At 33.4% G+C, this 5,376-nt stretch carries 5 protein-coding genes; 2 read left to right on the forward strand and 3 right to left on the reverse strand.

The genetic code is table 11. The annotated features are described in order from the left end of the window. Positions 1–68: 68 nt before the first annotated feature. Together ACY10D_RS10510 and ACY10D_RS10515 are read right to left on the reverse strand one after the other, a co-directional pair. Positions 69–1,700, reverse strand: a complete 1,632-nt coding sequence (locus tag ACY10D_RS10510; RefSeq protein WP_487000687.1) for a hypothetical protein — start codon at positions 1,698–1,700, stop codon at positions 69–71. After that, positions 1,697–2,077: a hypothetical protein gene (locus ACY10D_RS10515; protein WP_487000688.1), complete on the reverse strand. Its 381-nt coding sequence runs from the start codon at positions 2,075–2,077 to the stop codon at positions 1,697–1,699. Before ACY10D_RS10515 ends, ACY10D_RS10510 begins: the two co-directional genes overlap by 4 nt. Positions 2,078–2,530: 453 nt before the next feature. Here ACY10D_RS10515 and ACY10D_RS10520 point away from each other — a divergent pair, with 453 nt between their 5' ends. Then, positions 2,531–3,799, forward strand: a complete 1,269-nt coding sequence (locus ACY10D_RS10520; protein WP_487000689.1) for a hypothetical protein — start codon at positions 2,531–2,533, stop codon at positions 3,797–3,799. On the opposite strand, the gene ACY10D_RS10525 is transcribed toward ACY10D_RS10520, so the two are convergent. Then, a complete protein-coding gene (locus ACY10D_RS10525; protein WP_487000690.1) occupies positions 3,792–4,496 on the reverse strand; it encodes an SAM-dependent methyltransferase in 705 nt (234 codons plus the stop codon). The two genes, ACY10D_RS10520 and ACY10D_RS10525, sit on opposite strands and share 8 nt — an antisense overlap. Before the next feature lie 367 nt (positions 4,497–4,863). Here ACY10D_RS10525 and ACY10D_RS10530 point away from each other — a divergent pair, with 367 nt between their 5' ends. Further along, positions 4,864–5,079 carry a hypothetical protein gene (locus ACY10D_RS10530; RefSeq protein ID WP_487000691.1) on the forward strand — a complete coding sequence of 72 codons (216 nt, stop codon included), beginning with the start codon at positions 4,864–4,866 and terminating at the stop codon, positions 5,077–5,079. The last annotated feature ends 297 nt before the right edge of the window (positions 5,080–5,376 follow it).

Raw genomic sequence — 5,376 nt, forward strand, 5'->3', positions numbered from 1 at the left:
TTTTTGTGCTGTGGCATTGTATCAGCAATACCAATCTATGCAACTTGCAATAAGTTTCACGGTAATTGTCAAGCCACCTTCCACACTTGTTGACACTCCGCATACCATCGATCAAAACCGATAGGGCGGTTTAACTTCTTTTGCTGCAACTGGCTAATGGCAATATGGCACCAATGTGTAAAGTCGTGCGCTTTGCTATAGCTTCGGTTACTCTTAGACACCATGAAATACAGCCAACGATACATTTCATTATCACAGCCAATAACAACGCCTTGACGCTTAACGTAGTCGATAATAGCAGCCAATGCCTTACGTTGGCAATCAGGCAAAATCCCAACATAAAGCGATTGATCGGCTGCCTTAACTAAATCAGCGTGTTTTTCAGCTTCACTTAAAGCAGGGCGTTTTAACTCTTCTTGCGTTGGTAGTAGGCAAGGAGAGTGCTGATTAATAACCTCTGGCAAATCATCTTTGAAGTCATCAAGGTTAGATAAATCAACACTTGGCGTATTGCTTGATTCTCTTTCTGGCAGCTCAATCAACAGATAGTTTAAATGCCCGATTAACTCATCAAGTGTCATTTTACCGTACTCATCGATCAAATTATTAGCTGTATCAATGATCAACTGTTTTTCTAACATCTTAACAGCCAACAGTTCAGCGATAAGCCTTTGTTCTTCTTTGTGGCTTAAGGGTTGAATTTGTGATTTTTTAGACTCAATGGCTTCAGTAATCTTAGCTAAGGCTTGTTTGGCTGTGTCAAATACGCCTTTTTTGCCTTTGTCGTCATGTTTGTTTTCTTCCCTATGCTCGCTATTTTGCTTATTCTGGTCGTCCCCTTTTGTGTCAGTGGCAATTGAGCCGTTTAATTTATCTTCGATTTGAGCTTTTACATCATCAGCGCTAGGCAAAGACTCCAAGGCAGATTGTTTAACTGCTTTTGCTTTGCGATAAGCTAGCATCGTTAAGTGTTTAAAGCCACAAGCTTTGCTTTGAGTTTCATCATCAAGCATGCAATTATTAAAGACTTCACCATCAATCTCAAGGTAGCTTGATGAAATGATCTGGATAACTTGCTGTTGTTTGTCATCAAAAGGCATTTTGATCTCAGCATCACATTCAATCTTACCGAATCCATAACTAGAAAAATCAAAAACAACAGTCTTAACAATCCGAGAATTTTTATTGCGCTCATTATCATTATTCTTGGTTTGACTGTTATGATTGTTATTTTCTTCTTTTTTTCTTTGTTCTCTTATATAAGACTCCGCATATTGTGCGGAATCAGATTCCGTATTTTGTGCGGAATCAGCAGAAACACTAGGTTTGACTGTATTTTTTAGATTAAGCTCTGCTGAATTTGTCGTTAAATGCGAATCGATAAAACGCATCACTTTTGAGAATCTATCCGCTAAGAAAATTTTAATTCTAACAGCTCCATCATGGCACCGTACTCTTACTTTGTGAATCCAGTTATGTTTTTCAAGATAAGCTAAAGCTTTTTCGCATAGACGTTTGCAAAATCCTGTTGCGGTTGCAATATGATCAATGTTAGGCAAAAGGAAAAATGGCTTGCCCTGATCGTTGAAATATTTACTGCCACTAATCCTGAAATAAAGCAAATCTGCTATTTCAGCATAGTTCCTGTTTCCGATGTTCTGGCGCAAAATGGTGCGCCCAGAGTGAAATATAGTAGTCATAATCTAGCTCCCTCTCTTTTTATAAATTTTAAAAATTGATCAATCGTTTTATGATTGTTTGGAGGGGGAGAGAAAAGATAGAATTGTTGATGACGATCTTTTTTAAACTTATTTTCACTTAAAGTAACACCACTTGAAAGCGTTGCTACATCGGGTGCTTCAGCATCAAGCTCATTGAAAGCGTCAACAATGCTGTTATAGCAGAAATCAATCAAATCATAATGCGTGGCAAAAAAAGCCTGTTGATTAGAGGCGTTGTGCGGCAAATCAAACGCTTTATGTGGCGTTGATGGCTTCTGATTTTTTTGTTTGGTTTGACCGTTTTGCTCAAGCTCACCACCTGATTCAATGCGGTTTTTTATTATATCAAAAAACATATGCTTCCTTGATTATTTCTATTTTAATCAAGGCTAAAAACATATACAGCGAGGATAAATTAATACTTTTTTAGGGTATAAAGTATCTATTACGAGTTGCAGATCATTTTAAAAAACACTATAATGATCTTACAGCTCGATAGCTGCGTCCTCTCAAAATTAGTTTGGCGACTCACTTGAGGGTATGTTTTTTAGCCTTTGCGGCTATCAGTTCTGTTGTTATTACATCTAATATAAACCTTTTAGAGTTGATTATAATTAGTATCTCATCAAAAGCTTGGCTAATCAATTAATTGCTTTATCATAGCGATTTAAAATAAAATAGTAAAGTTTTAACACATTAAATGTTTCTCGATTTATAATTATATAAAATATCGTTATAGTTTTCTGTGTGTCTTTTGATGTACTATGCTTATAGAGAACTTTACTATTAAATTATTTTTGGGTAAATCCATGCAAAAACCAATTAGTAAAATTATTAAATGGGAAGATATTAAGAGTGAAATCTACGAAAATAATAAAATATTTTTTGATTTAATTGATGGTTTAGAAGACGTCCCTCCAATCTATGAGTATAGCTACCCTTATGGTTTCGTTATTAGTGATAAAGAAAATTTTTATTATCCAGAACTGAATGGTAACATAAAGTGTATTAGTAACGATGAAATGCCATATTGTATTTTGGCAGATAAATCGGTTGAGATATTTCTTGAATCTGACAATAGATGCATTCCAGATACGTTATATTATAAAAAAGGAGAAGTTTTTCCAAAAATCTCAAATACTGGGCAGGTAAATACAAAAACGAGACCGTCATCCCCATATAACTGGATAGCGGGAGTTAGAAACTTGTTAATTACTCCAATGAATCAGAAGACAAAATATTATAACGACTATCTAATAAAGTATGGTTTAAACGAGGATTTAAATCCCGAAAGGGCAGAAGATCATTTTTATATTTTTAGCAAAGTTTTATCTAAAATACCTAATGAGTCTAATTGGCATACTAGATTATATATTTTAGACAATAATTGGATAGAAAGAATTTGTAATGACCCTAAATGGAATGATTTAAAAATATACTTTTTAAGAGAAGAAATAGAGGCTGAGAAGTTTAGAGCAAATACAATTTTCCTTGAATATGCACTAAACGAGATACTACTAAAAAATAAAATAACATTAAAACCTTATACTATGGAGCTACTAAAGAGCATTTGTTATGTTGCACTAGGAGCAATGCCAGGATATAAGCCATCCATTGATGATCAAAATATCCCAATTGAGCCATTTATAGATGACTATATTCTATCTTATTCAGACAAATATATTCCTGTTATTTATGAAATATCTTATTTAGATAAAGTTGGTGATAAAGTTTATTTACCACTGTCAGTATCTGACTATTTTTTATCTGAAAGAAAAACATTTAGAGGGGCATTATATCTCCAAGAGCTTGATAAACATATTGATGTGATATTCGATGGTCTGTCAAAACATGCTCTAACAAAAGATACAGGTTATGCAAGACTTAAAGATATCATTGATCTTAAATATTACTCTGCTCAGGGCGGTAAATTTGTAGTTATGAGTTCAGATGAGCTTTTTAATCATGATGCAAGATTTGACAAAATAAAAAGTAAGTATTACGACAAATCAGAACATGGCTTCCCAACAAGGACGTTATTCAATCAGTCATTAGTGGCTATAAGCTTACTCAAATAACAATAGTGGTTATTGGTGATATATCAACCTCATTTAAATCAGAGACTCTAATATTTTTAATAATTGCTTTTTTGTGAGGATACAAAGAAGCTTCATACACAGTGCAGTCTTTGTAGCTGAAGTAATTCTCTTCAATAAAATGAATAAATTCTGGAAAGTTGCTATTTTTATGGTGCGTATGTTTATCAGAGTTAACAAAACCAGCTTGCAGAATAACCAATATTGCATTTTTATTCAGCTGAGGTTTGTTTCTCACTAGATAATCAGCTGTATATATTTGAATACCATCTGCTGCGGGGTCTAGGTTTAAATCGCTAAACAAACAATCTAATGATGATATAGCAGGGCAGGATATTATATTGATACCCATCTCTTTAGCTATTTTTATAGACTCATGAGGTGATTTTGCACAATAAATAGGATGACCATAAAAAACGACACACACTTTATCATGTGTTTTGAATTGAGATATAATTTCTTGCGTGATTAAATTATAGCTTTCACTTCTGCTCTCAACAGAGTAATAAGTTTCATAAAGGTTTATTATATTATTAGAAAGACCGTGTATATATTTTTCGATAATAGGTTCATTCAAAAGGTATAATACGACATCTGCATTTTTTATATATTCAACAGACTCAATTGTCAGGTGAGATATGCTTTTTATTCCAGTACCAATGACACACAGTGTTTTCATTTATCATCTATTTCCATCAGGAAAAAACAACGAGCCACTGCATTCAATCCTCAGTTCTTTAAAATCAGACTTTAAGTCTATGTTTTTATCAAAATTGCCGATATAACTCAACAATAGGTTCTCATCTAAAATCATTGCATCACCCCTTTTAACAACGTTTTTTTTATACATAAAATATTTATAGATTAATTCTAGTCTAAAAATTAATTTATAGCAAAGAGGGTAAGAACTTTGTTATCAATAATCAAGATTCAGGCATTACTTTACTGGTAAAATTTAACATGAAAAATTATTCGCGTTTAATCATTTACAAATTATTTTTCTGATTATAAAATATGATTAGTTGATTTTTCAAGGAAAATAAAAAGTGACTACTTATAAGCAAATAGCAATAAAAGAAGATATACATTTGAACCTGAAGCGTTACTGCTGTGACAATGGCACAACTATTGTTGAAGCTGCTACTTTAGCTGTTATTGCTTTCCTAAACGATAAAAAATATTTGAATCAATTGGGAGCAGAAAAAAATGTTTATGCGACCGCCCTCATTCACCTTAGCCACGCAGATAATCAAATATTTTAAAAATAAAGCAGAAAAAATTATCACTGAGTTAAAAGCTGAAATAACCGAGACAAATTTTTGCATAGTTAGCGAAGTCTTTAGAGAGCTTTTCGACTTCTTAACGACAACTACAAAACAGATTAAAGCAGCATAGTGGTGGGGGCTACTTGGGGCATGATGTCACTGCTAGCTTACGTTGGCAGTGATTTCATCAACTAAAAGGATAAATAGGATGAGCAACAACACATTGACAGACTTAATGGCAAGCTACGTAAAAAGCTGCGCTGAGGGCGATATTTCCAATGATAATGAAGTGCA

Source organism: Cysteiniphilum sp., from assembly GCF_057495195.1.

Coding starts and splice junctions, on each gene's coding strand:
- ACY10D_RS10510 (WP_487000687.1), bottom strand. CDS start 1,700: ATGACTACTATATTTCACTCTGGGCGCACCATTTTGCGCCAGAACATC.
- ACY10D_RS10515 (WP_487000688.1), bottom strand. CDS start 2,077: ATGTTTTTTGATATAATAAAAAACCGCATTGAATCAGGTGGTGAGCTT.
- ACY10D_RS10520 (WP_487000689.1), top strand. CDS start 2,531: ATGCAAAAACCAATTAGTAAAATTATTAAATGGGAAGATATTAAGAGT.
- ACY10D_RS10525 (WP_487000690.1), bottom strand. CDS start 4,496: ATGAAAACACTGTGTGTCATTGGTACTGGAATAAAAAGCATATCTCAC.